The organism is Kitasatospora sp. NPDC059803, assembly GCF_042732255.1.
In the GTDB taxonomy this organism is placed as follows: domain Bacteria; phylum Actinomycetota; class Actinomycetes; order Streptomycetales; family Streptomycetaceae; genus Kitasatospora.
Window position 1 is genome coordinate 1 of record NZ_JBHWIJ010000094.1, and the last position, 16258, is coordinate 16258.

11 protein-coding genes and 1 pseudogene are annotated in these 16258 nt (G+C 74.7%); 1 reads left to right on the forward strand and 11 read right to left on the reverse strand.

The genetic code is table 11. From position 1 onward, the window contains the following. The first annotated feature begins 244 nt into the window (after positions 1–244). Entirely contained in the window at positions 245–2638 is a 2394-nt protein-coding gene (locus ACFV6I_RS17275) for an ATP-binding cassette domain-containing protein (protein ID WP_380426123.1), read from the forward strand. A 128-nt stretch (positions 2639–2766) separates the two neighbouring features. Here the strand turns inward: ACFV6I_RS17275 and ACFV6I_RS17280 are convergent, their stop codons facing one another. The 11 genes and pseudogenes from ACFV6I_RS17280 to adhP form a co-directional block, all read right to left on the reverse strand. Beyond that, the gene (locus tag ACFV6I_RS17280) at positions 2767–4392 is read right to left on the reverse strand and encodes an amidohydrolase (protein ID WP_380426092.1); all 1626 of its coding nucleotides are present in this window, start codon (positions 4390–4392) and stop codon (positions 2767–2769) included. Continuing rightward, positions 4389–5243, reverse strand: a complete 855-nt coding sequence (locus tag ACFV6I_RS17285) for a PaaX family transcriptional regulator C-terminal domain-containing protein (protein WP_380426094.1) — start codon at positions 5241–5243, stop codon at positions 4389–4391. The genes ACFV6I_RS17280 and ACFV6I_RS17285 overlap by 4 nt, the downstream gene beginning before the upstream one ends. A gap of 53 nt (positions 5244–5296) precedes the next feature. Beyond that, positions 5297–6055, reverse strand: coding sequence for an Asp/Glu racemase (locus ACFV6I_RS17290; protein WP_380426096.1), 759 nt, complete (start codon positions 6053–6055; stop codon positions 5297–5299). 48 nt (positions 6056–6103) lie between these two features. Beyond that, positions 6104–7006, reverse strand: coding sequence for a fumarylacetoacetate hydrolase family protein (locus ACFV6I_RS17295; RefSeq protein WP_380426098.1), 903 nt, complete (start codon positions 7004–7006; stop codon positions 6104–6106). 55 nt (positions 7007–7061) lie between these two features. Beyond that, a complete protein-coding gene (locus tag ACFV6I_RS17300; protein ID WP_380426100.1) occupies positions 7062–8246 on the reverse strand; it encodes a cupin domain-containing protein in 1185 nt (394 codons plus the stop codon). Then, the gene (locus ACFV6I_RS17305) at positions 8243–9214 is read right to left on the reverse strand and encodes a carbon-nitrogen hydrolase family protein (RefSeq protein ID WP_063350262.1); all 972 of its coding nucleotides are present in this window, start codon (positions 9212–9214) and stop codon (positions 8243–8245) included. The genes ACFV6I_RS17300 and ACFV6I_RS17305 overlap by 4 nt, the downstream gene beginning before the upstream one ends. 17 nt (positions 9215–9231) lie before the next feature. Then, positions 9232–11631 carry an FAD-dependent monooxygenase gene (locus tag ACFV6I_RS17310; protein WP_380426103.1) on the reverse strand — a complete coding sequence of 800 codons (2400 nt, stop codon included), beginning with the start codon at positions 11629–11631 and terminating at the stop codon, positions 9232–9234. Next, entirely contained in the window at positions 11628–12029 is a 402-nt protein-coding gene (locus ACFV6I_RS17315; RefSeq protein WP_244293727.1) for a thioesterase family protein, read from the reverse strand. Before ACFV6I_RS17315 ends, ACFV6I_RS17310 begins: the two co-directional genes overlap by 4 nt. After that, a pseudogene (locus ACFV6I_RS17320) lies at positions 12030–13655 on the reverse strand (AMP-binding protein); the annotation flags it as partial. It lies immediately after the preceding gene. A 218-nt stretch (positions 13656–13873) separates the two neighbouring features. After that, entirely contained in the window at positions 13874–14863 is a 990-nt protein-coding gene (locus ACFV6I_RS17325) for a hypothetical protein (protein ID WP_380426105.1), read from the reverse strand. Positions 14864–15118: 255 nt separating this feature from the next. Next, complete coding sequence (adhP, locus tag ACFV6I_RS17330; protein ID WP_380342485.1) at positions 15119–16132, reverse strand: alcohol dehydrogenase AdhP; 1014 nt, start codon at positions 16130–16132, stop codon at positions 15119–15121. Between the last annotated feature and the right edge of the window lie 126 nt (positions 16133–16258).

The window sequence follows — 16258 nt, forward strand, 5'->3', positions numbered from 1 at the left end:
TCCCGCGCCCCCCGGGGGGGGGGGGGGGGCGGCCCCCCCGGTCCGGCCGCCCCGGCGGGCGTGCCACGCCGTGCGGCCGGTACCGGACGCCGATCCGCGGGCCCACCGGCCGGGCCGTCTCCGGGGCGGCGGTTAGGCTTCCGCCATGCCTGGCCGGCACCGGTGGACGGGGCTCCCCTCCCGGGTGCGGCGGCCGGCGATCATCCACCGCGACGGCGGCTCCGCCGCACAGATGGGGAAGACGATGAGCAAGCCCACGAGGACGGCCGCGCAGCCGCCGGCGGCACCCGGTGCCGACAGTCACGACCTGATCCGCGTGCACGGCGCGCGCGAGAACAACCTCAAGGACGTCAGCGTCGAGCTCCCGAAGCGGCGGCTGACGGTGTTCACCGGCGTCTCCGGCTCCGGCAAGAGCTCCCTGGTGTTCGACACGATCGCCGCCGAGTCGCAGCGGCTGATCAACGAGACCTACAGCGCCTTCGTCCAGGGCTTCATGCCGACCCAGGCGCGGCCCGAGGTCGACGTGCTGGAGGGGCTGACCACCGCGATCATCGTCGACCAGCAGCGGATGGGCGCCGACCCCCGCTCCACGGTCGGCACCGCCACCGACGCCAACGCGATGCTGCGGATCCTCTTCAGCCGGCTCGGGCAGCCGCACATCGGCTCGCCCAAGGCGTTCTCCTTCAACGTCCCCTCGATCAGCGGGGCGGGCGCCGTCACCGTCGAACGCGGCGGGAAGACCGTCAAGGAGCGGCGCAGCTTCAGCATCACCGGCGGCATGTGTCCGCGTTGCGAGGGCCGCGGCAGCGTGTCCGACATCGACCTCACCCAGCTCTTCGACGACACCAAGTCGATCTCCGAGGGCGCGATCACCATCCCCGGCTGGAAGACCGACAGCTGGTGGACGGTGGGGATCTACGCGAACTCGGGCTTCCTCGACCCGGACAAGCCGATCCGCAAGTACACCAAGAAGGAGATGCAGGACTTCCTCCACCGCGAGCCGACCAAGGTCAAGGTCAACGGGGTCAACCTCACCTACGAGGGGCTGATCCCGAAGATCCAGAAGTCGATGCTCACCAAGGACCGGGACGCGCTGCAGCCGCACATCCGGGCGTTCGTCGACCGGGCGGTCACCTTCACCGCCTGCCCCGACTGCGGGGGCACCCGGCTCAGCGAGGCGGCCCGGTCGTCGCTGATCGGCGGGACCAGCATCGCCGACGCCTGCGCGATGCAGATCAGCGACCTGGCCGCCTGGGTCCGCGACCTCGACGAGCCGGCCGTGGCGCCGCTGCTCGGGACCCTGCGGCACACCCTCGACTCGTTCGTGGAGATCGGGCTGGGCTACCTCTCGCTCGACCGGCCCTCCGGCACGCTGTCCGGCGGCGAGGCGCAGCGGGTCAAGATGATCCGGCACCTCGGCTCGGCGCTCACCGACGTCACGTACGTCTTCGACGAGCCCACCACCGGCCTGCACCCGCACGACATCCAGCGGATGAACGAACTCCTGCTGCGGCTGCGGGACAAGGGCAACACGGTGCTGGTCGTGGAGCACAAGCCGGAGACCATCGCGATCGCCGACCACGTCGTCGACCTCGGCCCCGGCGCCGGGACGGCGGGCGGCTCGGTCTGCTTCGAGGGCACCGTCGAGGGGCTGCGGTCCAGCGGCACCGTCACCGGCCGCCACTTCGACGACCGGGCCGCCGTCCGCAAGGCGGTGCGCGAGCCGAACGGCACCCTGGAGATCCGCGGCGCGACGGCGAACAACCTGCGCGACGTCGACGTCGACATCCCGCTCGGGGTGCTGACCGTGATCACCGGCGTCGCCGGCTCCGGGAAGAGCTCGCTGGTGCACGGTTCGATTCCGGGGGGCGCGGGCGTGGTGTCCGTCGACCAGGGCGCCATCCGCGGCTCCCGGCGCAGCAACCCGGCGACGTACACCGGGCTGCTGGAGCCGATCCGCAAGGCCGTCGCGAAGGCCAACGGCGTCAAGCCGGCCCTGTTCAGCGCCAACTCCGAAGGCGCCTGCCCCAACTGCAACGGCGCCGGGGTGGTCTTCACCGACCTGGCGATGATGGCCGGCGTGGCCAGCACCTGCGAGGAGTGCGAGGGCAAGCGCTACGACGCCTCGGTGCTGGAGTACCACCTCGGCGGCCGTGACATCAGCGAGGTGCTCGCGATGCCGGTGACCGAGGCCGAGGAGTTCTTCGGCACCGGCGAGGCGCGCATCCCGGCCGCGCACCGCATCCTCGCCAACCTCGCCGACGTCGGGCTCGGCTACCTCAGCCTCGGCCAGCCGCTCACCACGCTGTCCGGCGGCGAGCGGCAGCGGCTCAAGCTGGCCACCCACATGGCCGAGAAGGGCGGCGTCTACGTCCTCGACGAGCCGACCACCGGCCTGCACCTCGCCGACGTCGAGCAGTTGCTCGGGCTGCTCGACCGGCTGGTGGACTCCGGCAAGTCGGTCATCGTCATCGAGCACCACCAGGCGGTGATGGCGCACGCCGACTGGATCATCGACCTCGGCCCGGGCGCCGGCCACGACGGCGGCCGGATCGTCTTCGAGGGCACGCCCGCCGACCTGATCGCCGCCCGCTCCACCCTCACCGGCGAGCACCTCGCGGCCTACGTCGGGGGCTGACGGCCCCGGCGGTCGGGCGTCTCGGCGGCAGGGAGGTGCCACGCCCCGGGCACTGCCCTGCCGCCATGGCGTTCCACCACCGGGTCCAGCTCGTGCTGCTGGACCCGGTGCGCGGCGGTGGTGGACCGTTACGCGGGAGCGGGGTGGACGGTCCGCCCGCCGACGACCGTGCGTTCGGGTCGCAGCTCGCGCAGCACGTCGACCGGGCAGCTCAGCGGATCGACCGGCCACACCGTCAGATCGGCCAGCGCCCCCGGCCGCAGGCTGCCGCGTTCGGCGCTCTCGCCCATCAGCCGGGCCGCGTGGACGGTGTGCAGCGCGACCGCCTCGGCCCGGTCGACGGCGTGCTCGGGCCCGACCACCCCGGCGGTGGTCCGGCGGGTCGTCATGCCCCACACCGACACCATCGCGCCGTACGGGCCGACCGGGAAGTCCGAGCCGGCGGCCAGCAGCGCGCCCTCGTCGAGCCATTCGCGCAGCGGGAAGATCCCGGCGGTGCGCTCCTCGCCCCAGGCCCGCTGCTGGGCGAGCGCGCCGTCGTGCAGCAGCGGATGCTGCACGGTGACGGGGATGCCGAGCGCGATCGCCCGGGCCCGCTGGTCGGCCCGGGCCAGTCCGCCGTGCTCGACCACCAGCGTGCCGGGAGGCAGGCCGGGGCGCTGGTCGAGCACCTCCTCGAAGACGTCCAGCAGGGTGCGCAGGCCGCGGTCGCCCCAGGCGTGCACGCCGACCCGCCAGCCGCGCCCGACCACCCGGTCGACGGCCGCGACCAGTTCCTTCGGCTCCCAGAGCAGTCGGCCGTGGTAGCAGGGCCGGCCTTGGTACGGCTCCTCCAGCGCGCCGGCCTCGAAGCCGCCGTCGATGCCGAACTTCACCCCCCACAGCCGCAGCAGGTCGTCGTCCTCGCCGGCGGCGCGCCAGGCGTCCATCCGGTCCAGCAGCTCGTCGACCTGCTCGGGGGTGCGGGCGGCGAAGCCGGAGACCAGCGCCCGGACCCGGACGGCGAGCGCACCGGCCGCCCGGGCCGCGAGCAGCACGTCGAGGTCCTCGACCGGGACGAGGCAGTCGCGGACGGTGCCGATGCCGGTGGCGGCGTAGTCGGCGGAGGCGGCGCGCAGGCCGGCCACCCGTTCGGCGAGCGCGGGGCGCGGCAGCACCCGCTCGACCAGTTCGACCGCCTTGTTGACCAGCCGCCCGGTGAGCCGCCCCCGGTCGTCGCGTTCGAGCAGGCCGCCGGGCGGGTCGGGGGTGTCGTCGGTGATGCCGGCGAGGCGCAGCGCGGCCGAGTTGAGCACCATGTTGTAGGCGCCGCGGCGGACCAGGACGGGGTGGTCGGCGGTGGCCTCGTCCAGTTCCGCGGTGGTGGGCAGCCGCTGCTCGGCGAGCAGCACCTCCTGCCAGTTGACGGTGGTGTGGATCCACTGGCCGGGCGGGGTCCGGGCGGCGCGTTCGCGGATCAGGCCGAGGAAGGCGGCGAGGTCGCGGGCCCGGTGGACGGGGACGCCGTGGACGCTGTGGCCGGCCAGGATCAGGTGGGTGTGGGTGTCGTCGAAGGCGGGCAGCACCGTGGCGGCGGGGGCGTCCAGGACCTCGGTGTCCGGTCCGATCAGGTCGTCCAGGCCGTGCGGGTCGGCGGACAGGGCGGTGATCCGCGCCCCGGTGACGGCGATCGCCCGCTGCGGCGGCCGGCCGGGGACGAGGGTGTGGACGGCTGAGGCGCGGACGAGGAGGTCGGCGGGGGCGGGGTCGGTCATCGCGGCTCCTGGTGGGGTGGGGCGCCGGCCGGCAGGCCGGTGACCTTCTCGACGTGCCGCAGGCTGGGCTCGGCGAGCAGCGCGTGCAGCTCGGTGAAGACGGCCCGCGCGGCGACGGCGTTCCAGTCGGCGGGCAGCAGCGGTTCGGGCAGGCCCGGGTCCAGGTAGGGCAGCCGGCGCCACTGGGTGAGCATCGGGACGTAGCCGCGGAACGCCTCGACCGGGTCGACCCGCGGCCGGCCGCGCAGTTCGGCGGCGACCGGGCGCCAGGCGTCGTCGAAGGCCGCGTACTGCGCCTCGATCGCGGGGAAGTCCCACCAGCCGGCCACCGCGGTGCGCAGTTCGGCGAAGCCCGCGTACTCGGCGGACAGGAACAGGTGCACGTAGGCGCTCAGCCCGAGGCGCTCCAGCAGCCGCCGGGCGTCCGGCAGCAGCCGGGCGGGCGCCAGCCAGACGCCGGGGGCGGCGTTGCCGAAGCCGAGCCAGCTCAGCCGGGAGCGCAGCTGGTGGCGGTGGGCGCGCTCGGACTCGGGCACCGAGAAGACCGCGACCACCCAGCCGTCGGCGAGTTCGGCGGGCTCCAGGCTGTGGAAGATCCGGCGGTCGCCCTCCTCGAAGACCGGGCCCATCGCCGGGGCGAGCCGGTAGCCGGTGCCGTCGCGGCGCTCCTGGAACAGGGTGCCGGCCTTCTTCAGCCGGGAGATGGCCGAGCGCACCGCAGGGCCGTCGACGTCGAGTTCGGCCATCAGCGCGATCAGGTCGGCGATCGAGATCCAGCCGCCGAGGCGGCGCACGAACTCGCCGTACACGGTGTGGATGAGGGAGCTGGGCCGGGGCGTGCTCTCCGACATGGTGCGCCTCCTCCCCGGCAGCTCGTGGTGATCATAGCGGTGGGAGCTCCGCGTCAGGCGTGGGCGTAGGCGCCGGAGAGCAGGTGCCCGGCGCCGGGGGCGACGGCCGGCAGGCCGAGGGCGCGCAGCAGTTGGTGGGTGGTGCAGATCGCCGCCGAGACGACCGGCTTGCCGAGCTGCTGCTCGGCTTCCTCGACGGCGGACAGCGAGGGCAGCTGCACGCAGGCCGAGAGCACCACCGCATCGGCCTCGGCGTGGGCGAGGCGCCCGGCGATGGCGGGGAGCCGCGCCGGGTCGTGGGCGGCCACGTCGAGGTTGTCGGGGATCTCCAGGGCCGCGTAGTCGAGCACCTCGATGCCCTCGTGGGCCAGGTAGTCGACCACGGTCCGGGCCAGCGGCCGCAGGTACGGGGTGACGAGGGCGACCTTCTTGGCGCCGAGCGTGTGCAGGCCGGTCACCAGGGCGCCCGCGCTGGTGACCACGGGGGCGGGGGCGCCGTTCTCGGCGGTGCGCCGGTGCAGGCGCTGTTCGGCCTCGCGGTGGTAGCCGGGGCCGGTGGCCATCACGGCGACCAGGCAGGCGTAGCCGAGCACGTCGACCCGGGCGTCGGAGAGTTCGGCCGCGCAGCGGTCGGACTCGGCGTCCATGGCGCGCAGTTGCTCGGGGGTGACCCTGGTCATCCGCATCCGGCTGGAGTGGAAGGTGAACCGCTCGGGCGCGACCGCCTCGCGGGCCCGCAGCAGGGCGGGGACCTCGGTCTCCATGGTGACGTTGGAGCTGGGGACGATCTGGCCGATCCGGTAGGTGGTCATGGGGTGCTGGGGTTCCTCTCGGGAGCTGGCCGGGGTGGGGTGCTCCGCTCAGCGGGCGTCGACCACCGGGTTGGCGAGGGTGCCGATCCGCTCGATGGTGGCCTCGACCAGGTCGCCGGGCTGGAGGAACTGCGGCGGCACCAGGCCGGCGCCGACGCCGGACGGGGAGCCGGTGGCGATCACGTCGCCCGGTTCGAGGGTGACGCCGGAGGAGATGTCGGCGATCAGCCGGGCGATGCCGAACAGCATGTGGCGGGTGTTGGAGTCCTGCCGCAGCTCGCCGTTGACCCTGAGCGAGAGGTCGAGGTCCTGCGGGTCGGGGATCTCGTCGGTGGTGACCACGACCGGGCCGAACGGTGCGTAGCTGTCCTGCCCTTTGGAGAAGAACCACTGCCCGGAGCGGCGCTGGTCGCGGGCGCTGACGTCGTTGACGATGCTGTAGCCGAAGACGTGCCGCCAGGCGTCCTGCTCGGCCACCCGGAAGGCCGGTTCGCCGATCACCACGGCGAGTTCGCACTCCCAGTCGAGCTGCTTGGTCAGGTCGGCGTTGTGCCGGATGGGCTGGCCCGGGCCGGTGACGGCGGTCGCGGGCTTGCTGAACAGCACGGGCCGGTCGGGCAGTTCGCGTTCGGTGTCCAGGGTGCGGTGCGATTCGGCGACGTGCTCCACGTAGTTGAGGCCGACGCCGACGATCTTGCCGGGCCGCAGGGGTGCGCGCAGCGACACCTCGGCGAGCGGGCGGACGGCGGGGTGGCCGGGACCGGCTTGGGCCAGCAGCGTGCGGGCGGTGGTCAGCGCGGCCTCGCCGGCCCGGACCAGGCCGAGCAGGCCGTCGGGCAGCCGGGCGTCGGCGGCGGTGGCGAGGGCGGTCAGGTCGGCGACCTGGTCGCCGAGCCGGGCGCCGAGGCGCGGGGTCTCGTCGCCGTCCGTGCAGTAGGTCAACAGGTGCATGGTCGGGGCTCCTTGGGGGTACCGGGCGCTGATGGGCCGGGGTGTGTCCTGCGGGTCAGGCCGGGCCCTGGTGCCCGTCGTGCTCCGGGTATGCCTCCTCGCGGTAGAGGCCGAGCGAGTGCATCACCGGGAAGTCGTTGAAGGAGAACAGGCAGGCGTCCTCGCCGGGGTCGAGGTTCGCGTGCTCGTGCCAGGCCCAGGACGGGACGACGAAGACGTCGCCCTGCTGCCACTCGAAGCGCCGCCCGGCGATCACCGAGACGCCCCGCCCCTTGGCCGCCGTGTAGACCACCGAGCCGGTGTGGCGGTGGGCGCGGGTGGCCTGGCCGGGGCGCAGCAGTTGCAGGTGGGCGGCCATGGTCGGCATCACCGGGCCGCCGGTGACCGGGTTGGTGTACTCCATGATGACGCCGTCGTACGGCGATCCGTCGGTGGCGCGGGCGAGTTGGCGCAGCGCGTGGTAGCTGGGTTCCCAGGGCCAGCCGAGCAGGGGGGAGTAGGGCCTGCTCCAGGTCTCGACGCCGTACGGGAGCAGGTTGCCGCCGTAGCTCAGCAGGGAGGAGTTCACCACCGGGCCGGGCCGCTGGTAGAGCTCCGGGTGGACCTCGTAGAAGTTCGCGTCGAGCATGTTGACCAGCGGGATGTCCAGGCCGTCCTGCCAGATCACCGGGGCGTCGTCGGACTCGTTGCCGTGCTCGTGCCAGGAGTTGTTGGGCGTGATGGCGAAGTCGCGCGGGCCGACCTTGAGCTTCTGGCCGTCCACGACCGTCCAGGCGCCGGTGCCCTCGTGGACGAAGCGCAGGGCGGCGGCCTGGTGGCGGTGCGCGGTCATCGCCTCGCCGGGGCCCATGATCTGGAGGCCGGTGTACAGCAGGCCGACGGCGGCGCTCAGTTCGCGGCGCCCGGGGTTGACCAGCATCACCACCCGGCGCCCGGCGTCGTCGGCCTTGACCAGCGGCAGCGCCTTGCGGACCAGCGGGCGCAGGTCGGCGTAGCGCCAGAGCACCGGCACCGACTTGGGCTGCGGGTACCAGGGCTCGATCTCGTTCGCCACCGTCCACAGGGCGCCGGCCTCGTGTTCGGCCAGTTCCTCGTAGTAGGCGGTGAGCTCGGGGCTGTCGGTGACCCTGGCGCGGCCGAGCTGGTCGTCGTCGTGGTCGTGGTCGGCCGTGCGCCCCTGGTCGGTGGCGCCGTGGGGGTCGGTGGTGCCGTGGCGGTCGGTGCCGTCGTGGCTGGTCATGCCTGCTCCTCCGGGAACACCAGCGGCCGCAGCGGGCGGTTGTCCACGTGCAGCCGGAAGACGTCGAAGCGGTTGTAGTGGCCGACGATGTCGTGCATCTGCTTGGGCTGGATGCACCGGCCGAGGTCGATCTCGGCGTAGACGATGCCCTCCTCGTCCACCAGCGGCTCGCCCACCGGGCGTCCGTCGGGGCCGAAGATTCCGGACAACGCGCTGCGCGGGCGGGCGAGTTGCTTGCGCACCTGGTGGTCGTCACCGGCGATCAGGTCCACCATCTCGGGCGAGATGGTGGAGCAGGAGACCACGGTGAACAGCTTGCCCTCGAAGCAGTGCGCGGCGGCGCGCAGCGCGATCGCCTCCGCCATGTCGTAGTCCTCGGGGGCCACCGGCAGGGCGATGTAGCTGGCGGCGTGGACGAGTTCGCCCTGGGCCAGCAGGGTGAAGCGGGCCAGGGTGTTGGTGTTCTCGCCGCAGGCCAGCGCGCCGAGCGGGCCGACGGCCGTGCGGTGCACCCGCAGGGAGCTGCCGTCGCCGGGCGTCCAGGTCAGCTTCTCGGCCCAGGTCGGCACCAACTTGCGGTGCACATCGAGGAGTTCGCCGTCCGCGCCGATGATCAGCAGGGTGTTGTAGAGCACCCCGAGGCTGTGCCGGCCGCGTTCGTTGACGCCGATCACCAGTACCACGCCGGCCTGCCGGGCGGCGGCGCGCAGCGTGTCCACGTACGGGCCGGGGACGTCGACGGCGGCGCGGTAGAGGCGCTCGTACCAGGGCGAGCCCTGCACCGGGTTCATCGTCCAGTTCCAGTACGGGTAGCCGGGGACGAAGACCTCGGGGAAGACCACCAGGGCGGCGCCGTGGCCGGCCGCCTCGTGGATCAGGGCGACGGCCTTGTCGACGGTGGCGGCCGGGTCCAGGTAGACGGGGGCGGCCTGGACGGCCGCGGCGGTGAAGCGGGGCAGGTCGGGCATGGTTCCTCCTCGGCTGCTCAGCGCGGTTCGGGGGTGGGCGGCGGCCAGCGGCGGTGCACCGGCGCGGCGGGCTCGGCCAGCAGGTGCAGGCGCGGTGCGACCCGGTCGGCGTTCGGGCCCGGCGGTCTGCGGCTGCCCGCCGACCAGGGGCCGGGCCAGCGCGCGCCCGGCCCGGTGTAGCCCTGCTCGGCGGCGGCGTGCAGCGTCCAGAGCGGGTCGTACAGCTGGGCCCGCCCGATCGCGACCAGGTCGGCCCGCCCGGCCAGCAGCACGGAGTTGGCGTCGTCGTGCCCGGAGATCGCGCCGACCGCGATGGTCGGCAGGCCGGTGGCGGCGCGGATCAGCTCGGCGAACGGCGTCTGGTAGCCGCGGCCGTACGGCGGCCGCTGGTGGGCGACCACCTCGCCGGTGGACACGTCCACCGCGTCCGCCCCGCCGTCGGCCAGCGCGCGGCCGATCGTGACGGCCTCCGGTGCGGTGGTGCCGCCGGGCGCCCAGTCGCAGGCCGAGATCCGCACCAGCAGCGGCCGCCCGGCCGGCCAGAGCGCGCGGACGGCCGCCAGCACCTCCAGCGGCAGCCGCAGCCGGTGCGCGAGCCGGCCGCCGTAGCGGTCGGTGCGGTGGTTGGTCAGCGGTGAGAGGAAGCCGGAGACCAGGTGGCCGTGGCCGAACTGCAGCTCCAGCGCGTCGAAGCCGGCCCGCGCCGCGCGTTCCGCCGCCTCGGCGAAGTCCGCGACCACGGTGGCCAGTTGGGCGGCGGTGGCCGCGTGCGGGGCAGGGCTGTCCGGGCCCCAGGGGAGCGGGGAGGCGGCGAGCAGCGGCCAGCCGTCGGCGAGCGGGCGCCCGATCCCGTCCGGGCCGGGTGCGGCGGTGGCGCCCCGGCGGCCGGCGTGGGTCAGCTGGAGGCCGACCGGGGTGTCGCTCACCGCGCGGACGGCGTCGACGAGTTCGCGCCAGGCCGTCTCCTGGCGGTCGTTCCACAGCCCCGGGCAGCGGTCGGTGGCCCGGCCCCCGGGGCTGACGGCGGCCATCCCGGCGAGGACCAGCCCGGCGCCGCCGAGCGCGTGCGCGGTCAGCTGGGCCCGGTCGAAGCCGCTGGGCAGGGTGTCGGTGGAGGTGAAGGTGGCGAGCGGGGGCACCACGACGCGGTTGCGCAGCTCCAGGGCGCCGAGCTTCAGCGGCCGGAACATCGGCGGTACACCGGGCGGGCCGCCGGCGGCGGCGTCCACCGCGTCGACGAAGCCGGGGTCGCGGGCCCGCAGGTTGCCGTAGGTGACCCGGCGGCTGCGGGTGAGCAGGTTGAACGCGAACCGGTCGGCGCCCTGCCCGGCGCGCCGCTCCACCGTCTCGAACCACTCCAGGCTCGCCTGCGCGGCCCGCTGGGTGGACTCCACCACCGGGCGCCGCTCCGCCTCGTAGGCGGCCAACGCCTGCTCCAGCGCCGGCTGTTCGTGCAGGCTCGCGGCGAGCGCGAGGGCGTCCTCCAGGGCGAGCTTGGTGCCCGAGCCGATCGAGAAGTGCGCGGAGTGCGCCGCGTCGCCGAGCAGCACCACGTTGCGGTGGCGCCAGCGGGCGTTGCGCACGGTGGTGAAGCTGATCCAGCGGGAGGCGTTCGGGATCAGCCGGTGGCCGTCCAGGTGTCCGGCGAGCAGGTCCGCGCAGCGCCGCACGCTGGCCTCGTCGCTCTCGCCGCGGGCCGGCTCCCGGGCGGCGAGGGCGTCGAACCCGGCCCGGCGCCAGGCGTCTTCGGCGATCTCCACGATGAAGGTGGAGCGGGTCGCGCTGTACGGGTAGGCGTGCACCTGGAGGGTGCCGAAGTCGAACCGCTCGACGATGAAGGTGAAGGCCTCGAAGACCTTGTCGGTGGCGAGCCAGATGTAGCGGCAGTGCCGCTCGTCCAGGTCGGGCCGGAAGGTGTCGGCGTAGGCCGCGCGGGTGCCCGAGTGGATGCCGTCGGCGGCGACCACCAGGTCGTACTCGGCGGCGAGCCGGTCGACCGGAGGGGCGGGGGTGCGGTAGCGTACGTCCACCGCGAGCTGCTCGCAGCGCCGTTGCAGGATCGCGCGCAGCCGGTTGCGGTCGAGTGCCGCGAAGCCGTGCCCGCCGCAGGTGCGGACCTCGCCCGCGTAGCGCACGTCGAGGTCGCTCCAGCGGGCGAACTCGGCGCCGATCGCGGCGAAGACCTCCGGGTCGGCCTGGGCGATGCCGTTCAGCGTCTCGTCGGAGAACACCACGCCGAAGCCGAACTCGTCCTGTCGGCCGTCGCGTTCGAAGACGGTGATCTCCCGGTGCGGTGCCAACCGCTTGGCGAGCGCGGCGAAGTAGAGCCCGCCCGGACCGGCGCCGATCACCGCGATGCGGCGGGCCGCGTTGGTGCGGGCGGCGGCGGGTGTGGTGGTGCGGGCCGCGGTGGTCACCGCACCACCTCCGGCTGTTGCGGTCCGGCCTCGGCCAGCGCGCGGCGCACCGGCGCGGGCCAGGGCTCGGCGCCCTTGGCGTTCGGCGCGGCGTGCACCACCGACATCCGCCCGGACGCGGCCAGGCCCTGCGGGCCGTGCACCTCGAAGGCGTAGTGCAGCGAGGAGCCGCCGACCCGGACCACCCGCAGCTCGGTGCGGACCAGGTCGCCGAACCAGAGCCGCTCGCGGTAGTCGGCCTCGAAGTGCACCCGGGGGATCCGCCCGAACAGCTCGGCCAGGCCCAGCCGGCGCAGCAGCGCCGCCTCCGCGGCCTCGGCCCAGCGCTGGACGGCCGAGAAGTGGTAGTGCCCGGCGGCGTCGGTGTCGGACCACTCGACCCGGCGCTCGATCGCCACGCTGGCCGGGGCGGTCGCGGCCCGCCGGCGCAGTTCGGCGCGGTGCAGCTTGCCGGTGGCGGTGCGCGGCAGCCGGGTGACGAACTCGACCGCGCGCGGGTACTTGTACGGGGCGATGGTCCGCTTGACGTGCTCCTGGAGGCTCCGCACCTGCTCCGGCCCGGCGGGCGCGCCCTCGCGCAGCACCACGTAGGCCTTCACCACCGTGCCGCGCCGTTCGTCCGGCGCCCCGACCACCGCGCAGTCGGCGACGTCGGGGTGGGCGGCGAGGGCCTGCTCGACCTCGGGGCCGGCGATGTTGTAGCCGGCCGAGACGATCATGTCGTCGTTGCGCGCCTGGTACCAGAAGTAGCCGTCCCGGTCGCGGAGGTAGGTGTCGCCGGTGAGGTTCCAGCCGTTGCGGACGTAGTCGCGCTGGTGCTCGTCGTCCAGGTAGCGGCAGCCGGTCGGGCCCTTGACGGCGAGCAGGCCGGGCACGCCGTCCGGCACCGGCCGGCCCTGCTCGTCGAGGACGGCGGCCCGGTATCCGGGGACGGGGCGGCCGGTCGCGCCGGGGCGGATGTCGCCGTCGGCGGCGGAGATGAACACGTGCAGCAGCTCGGTGGCGCCGAGGCCGTCGATCAGCCGCTGCCCGGTGGCCGCGTGGAAGGCCTCCCAGAGGGCGGCGGGCAGGTGCTCGCCGGCCGAGACGCAGCGCCGTACGCCGGACAGGCGGTCGGCGAGCCCGGCGGCCAGGATCGCCCGGTAGGCGGTCGGAGCGGTGAACAGCACGCCGACCCGGTGCCGGTGGACCTGCTCGGCGAGCTGCTCGGGGGTGGCCTGCTCCAGCAGCAGGCTGGCGGCGCCGGCGCGCAGCGGGAAGACCACCAGGCCGCCGAGCCCGAAGGTGAAGGCGAGCGGCGGGGTGCCGGCGAACAGGTCGTCGGGGGTGGGGCGCAGGAGGTGGCGGGAGAAGGTGTCGGCGTTGGCGAGCACGTCGCGGTGGAAGTGCAGGGTGGCCTTGGGCCGTCCGGTGGTTCCGGAGGTGAAGGCGATCAGCGCGACGTCGTCGGCGGCGGTCGGGACGGCGGTGAAGCCGCCGCTCTTGGCGGCGCAGCGGGCGGTGAGGTCGTGGGGGCCGGGCCCGCCGAAGGCGAGCACCCGCAGGCCGGGTGTCTCGGCCCGGGCGAGGTCGTCCAGGTAGCGGTGGTCGCACAGGGCGATGGCGGGCCGGGCGATCCGGTGCAGTCCGGTCAGTTCGGCGGCCCGCAGCAGCGGCATGGTGCTGACGGCCACGCCGCCGGCCTTCAGGACGCCGAGCCAGCAGGCCACCAGCCAGGGGGTGTTGGGGCCGCGGAGCAGCACCCGGTTGCCGGTGGCCAGGCCGAGGTCCTCGGTCAGCAGCCGGGCCACCCGGTCGGCGTGGTCGCGTAGTTCGCCGTAGGTCCACTGGCCGGTCGGGGTGAGCAGGCAGCGGCGGTCGGGGCCGTACCGGGTGATCGTTGCGTCGAGCAGCGCCTGGGCGCAGTTCAGTCGGTCCGGATAGGCCAACTCCGGTATGTCGAATAGGAGTTCGGGCCACTGGTCGATGGGCGGGAGATGGTCGCGGCAGAACGTGTCCACGTGCGCGGAGGGGGATAGCTCCATGGGCGGGCACCTCATCGTGCGAGCGGGAGTGAGGCCAGTATGGCGTGTTGGTGACGCCAGTCAAGAGAGCGATACATGCATTCGGAGGAGCCGGCGCCGCGCGGCCTCACCGGTGGCCCCACCGGTGTCCCCACGCAACGGCAGCCGCACCCGGCGACCGGTGCGGTCGGGGTGCGGCGGGTTGGGTAGGGGCTGCGGCAGGCGGGGGTGCGGCCGGGTCAGGCGGTGGCCCCCTGGGCGGCGGCGTCGGGCTCGCGGCCGTCCTCGGCCTGCTGGGCGCGTTCGGCCAGCAGACGGGCGAACAGAACCAGCACCGGCATGGCGGCGTCGGCGCCCGGGCCCGAATCGCGGACGTACAGCAGCGTGGTGCCGACCCGCACCAGGGCCTCCGCCCCTTCCGCGCCGTGCGTCCGGGCGGCCCGCTGGTCGCCGATCGAGGGGAGGGGGACGGCGGCGGCCGCGTCGGCGCCGCCGACGTGGGCGAGCATCGCGTCGAAGGCCCGGCCGGCGGCGTCGGCGGAGGCGAAGGTGACCACGGTGAACTGTGCGCTGTGCGTGGTCACGGCGCGGAACGTCACGGTGGCGTAAGCGAGTTGCTGGTCGCAGGCGTCCGGGAGCAGGCAGGGCACGTCCTCGCCCGGGCCCGCTCCCGACTGCGGGCCGCTCTCCACCTGCCAGCCGCCCGGCATGGCCCGCAGATCGGGCAGTACGCCCTGCACCTGGGCGGGGTCGCGCAGCGTCCGCCCGGCGTGGGCCAGGTCGGGCCCGCCCGGCCGCAGCAGCGGGCGCGAGCCCAGGTTGATCCCGACGGCGACCAGGGCGGCGACCACGATCAGCGCCAGCGTGACGAGGACGGGGGCGGCGCCGATCCGGGCGGCCCGGGCCTGGGCCCCGGCGACGGCCGGATCGACCCGGAGGTGGACGGTCGGCGGGTCGGCGGGCCGGCCGAGTTCGGTGGTGGCCAGGTACCGGGCGAACGCCGGGTCCGAGGTGAGCAGTTCGCCGACGGCGGCGGTCAGCCCGGCCCGCGCCCGGGCATCCCCCGGGCTCGCGTCGACCGCGTCCACGGCCCGGGCGCCCTCCGGCGTGGCCCGCAGCCGCGCCCGCACCAGATCCGCGACCGCCCGCCCCGGGCCGCCCGCCACCCCCTCGGCCGCCCGCACCAGCACGCCCACCACCACGGGCACCAACTCCTGGCCGTCCCCCATGGCAACTCCCCCCGCCCCACGAGTCGTTGCCCCCACGATCCCGGACCGGACGGCGCCGCGCCCCCCACCGGACGGAACGGAGACGGAACTGCAACCGGGCCCGGACGGACGTGGGGCGGGCGTGACCCGGGGGGCCACTGGTACCCGAACGGGCCGGCCGAGGGGGCGGATCGGCCGCGAGTTGTGTCCTGACAAGGGGGGCGGACGGATGCCAGGCGCACCTGCTCGGCCGGGGCCGTGCTCAGCGCAGGCCGCTCAGCGCAGGTCGAAGACCAGGCGGGCGGAGACCTTGCCGCCCAGCACCTCGTCGAAGCAGGCGTTCACCTCCTCCAGGCGGCGGGGCTCAAGAATGACGCGGGTGCGGCCGAGGGCGTGCAGGCGGAAGACCTCGGCGAGGTCCTGGCGGGTGCCGACGATCGAGCCGATCACCCTGGTGCCGTTCAACACGGTCTCGAACACCGGCAGTTCGAGCTTTCCGCCGGCCGGAAGCGCCACCAGCACGAGCGTGCCGCCGCGCCGCAGGGCCCCGTAAGCGGCCTGGAAGGAGGCGTTGCTGACGGCGAGGGCGATGGCTGCGTGGGCGCCGCCGAGTGCCTGGACCTCGGCCGCGACGTCCTGGGTGCGGGCGTCGAGGACGTGGTCGGCGCCGAGTTCGCGGGCCAGGGCGAGCTTGTCGTCGGTGACGTCGACCGCGATGGTCTCTGCGCCGAAGATCCGCGCGTACTGCAGCGCCAGGTGGCCGAGCCCGCCGATGCCGGAGACCAGGACCCGGGTGCCCGGGCGGGCGCCGGAGACCTTGAGCGCCTTGTAGGTGGTGACGCCCGCGCAGGACAGCGGCGCGGCGTCGAGCGGGTCGAGGCCGTCGGGGACGGGCACCACGTAGTCGCCGTGCGCCAGCGCGTACTCGGCGTAGGCGCCGTCCACCGAGTAGCCGCTGTTGTGCTGCTGGAGGCAGAGCGTCTCCCAGCCGGAGACGCACTGGTCGCAGCGCCCGCAGGCGTCGGCCAGCCAGGGGATGGCGACCCGTTCGCCGACCCGGACGTTGCGCACCTCCTCGCCGACCGCCTCGACGATCCCCACGCCCTCGTGGCCGGGCACGAACGGCGGGTTCGGCTTGACCGGCCAGTCGCCGTGGGCGGCATGGATGTCGGTGTGGCAGAGGCCGGACGCCTCGATCCTGACCCGGACCTGGTGCGCCGCGGGCTCGGGGACTGGGCGGTCCTCGATGACCAGCGGCGCGGTGAAGTCGTGGACGACGGCGGCCTTCATGCGCTCTCCCTCGGTCGGTGGTGGGGTGGGGGGGGGGGGGGGGGCCCCCCGCGCAGCCCCACCCCAGGCGGGGGGTTGGGCCCACCCCCCGAGAACCGCGCCGTTGTGGGCGGGGTGGTGTGTGGC